Origin of the sequence: Methanosarcina sp. A14, from assembly GCF_001729375.1 — an archaeon.
In the GTDB taxonomy this organism is placed as follows: Archaea; Halobacteriota; Methanosarcinia; order Methanosarcinales; family Methanosarcinaceae; genus Methanosarcina; species Methanosarcina barkeri.
Map to the genome: position 1 here is coordinate 1 of NZ_LZPK01000254.1, position 2,172 is coordinate 2,172.

1 protein-coding gene is annotated in these 2,172 nt (G+C 38.5%); it reads right to left on the minus strand.

Going from position 1 to position 2,172, the window contains the following annotated elements; genetic code table 11:
• Window positions 1-446 precede the first annotated feature (446 nt).
• Window positions 447-2,030, minus strand: coding sequence for a transglutaminase-like domain-containing protein (locus tag A9239_RS12095; protein WP_048155302.1), 1,584 nt, complete (start codon window positions 2,028-2,030; stop codon window positions 447-449).
• Between the last annotated feature and the right edge of the window lie 142 nt (window positions 2,031-2,172).

Below are 2,172 nucleotides of genomic sequence, written 5' to 3' on the forward strand. Positions count from 1 at the left end.
TAACTGCGTAAGTCCTAACACAATATAACATAAGATATACAGATATTAAAAATTAACTAAGTTATATGATTTCACTTAACCTAAATTTCTAATTAAACTTTCTTGAGGCTGTTAATTGAGGTTGTTCAAAACCCCTGAAGAGGGGAACTCATTACTTTAAACCTTTAGTAGACAATCTTGCAGTAAAGTAGACAATCTTGCAGTAAATGATATCCAGAGAACAAATTTGTGTGTGAGATTGGAGTTTTAGAATAAAAACATGTAAGAGTGACCAAAAAACACTTTGCCAACCAAATATTTAGAGGGAAAGATTTTCAGAATGATAGCTTTCCTACATGATCCTGATACAGTGTTTGATACTCATGCCAGCATACCCTCATATGACCTCCTCAGGACTTCCTCGAGGACTTTATTGATACTTCCTAATAATCTACTTATGGAGACCTTCACGACGTAATTCCTTGTTCCCAGGCTTCTTCAGTCTTCACGATCAATGCTGAATTTGCATTTTCTGTATACGTATCATATCCAGAGGACGTCGCCTGATCGAAATATGAGATTTCATAGCCGTCAGTAATCTCCGGGGTTTTAATCATCGTTGTTTCAATTAAATTCCAGCTCCCATCCACCTTAAATGCAACAAAAACATGACCAGGTATATGGATCAGTGCCGTATCCACACCTACAGACTCAAGTGCAGACACATAAAGTACAGCCAGATCGTCGCAATCTCCCCCTTTGAAGGACAAGGTTTCGGACGGAGTCTGGATATAATCAATACCTGTTCCTAATGGGTCATTGGGATCGGATATGTAATACACTCCGTATTGACCAAGTGCATCAAAAATTAGTTTGGCTTTTTCCAGATCGTCATCGGTACCCATTGTCGCATTTGCAGTAATACACCTCACATTCGGGTCGTGTGGATCGATGTAATACGAATAAAACGATTTTAATGAGATATCTGCATTTGCAGATGCCAACCTGGAAGTATCTGCTAATGGAAGCGCATTTTTGCCATATACCTTGAGAGGAACTGTGCTTTCCACAACAGGCTGTTTTGTTCCTGATGAACTGTATTCAAGTTTTAAATACAAATTTTTCGTTGATTCTTTGCCAGCCTTTTCAAATACCCTTTTAGGTATGTTCGGGGTTACCCCTATTTTTGACACTTTAGTTGGAGAGATCTCATTGATGGATGATGAGACCCAATCCCCACCTTCAATGCAGGTAGACAAAATAACATTTTCTGCAGACGACTCTCCGTTGTTAGCAATAGTCACCTGGAAAAACTGCTTATTGTTATTTACATAATAACTGTATACTGCCGGGCTTACACCAGACATATTGGAAACTGTACTTGAAATCACCAGTTTTGAAGGGGAATAGGACTCATAATTCCCAACAATATTCATTTGTTGGCCAAATTTTAAGGTCACTAACTGGGACTGAGGAGAATGATAATTATTTACATTACCGTATTGCACTTTGTATGTACCGGGCTTTAACTCTGTTAATATCTGCCCATTACCCTGAAATTCTCCGTCTATGATTATATCAGCATTCACAGGAGAAGTTTTGACTATTAGCTTTGATACTGTTCTGTAATTAGGGTCTGTACCAAACTCAAAGATCTCCTGATAATCTCCGTATAAGTCTCCGTCAGAATTTTCGCTCAATGGATTGGTTTTATACTTGTTTACCTCGTCAAAGTCTGAGATTTTATCGGAATCGGTATCACTGTTTGCAGGATCAGTATGAAGTGTGTTGACCTCATATCCATCAGGAATTCCGTCAGAATCCGAATCAGATGCGAATATACTGGTATCATGCTGAATTTCACTTGGAGTGTTTAATCCGTCTCCATCAAAATCCACAACAACAGCTCCTACCCCACAGAGAGCAATAATTATTATTGCCGGAGTAGTAAAATTGAACCTGAGCCTGTGAGCAGCCCCATACAAAACAACAAGAACTACGGCTAGCTTGGCTAGCCTGGCGATTGTATGTGAAATATCAGCATCAATCAAAAGTACACCCCCCTGAAAACAGAAATTATGCTATAAACCCAGCTTAACTGTAAAAAAATAATATGTAAGTGTAGTTATTTGAAAGTTTCTCAGCTTTTTATTCTGAATTTCGTTAGAATTGATCTGTCTTTCCGCAGATGTC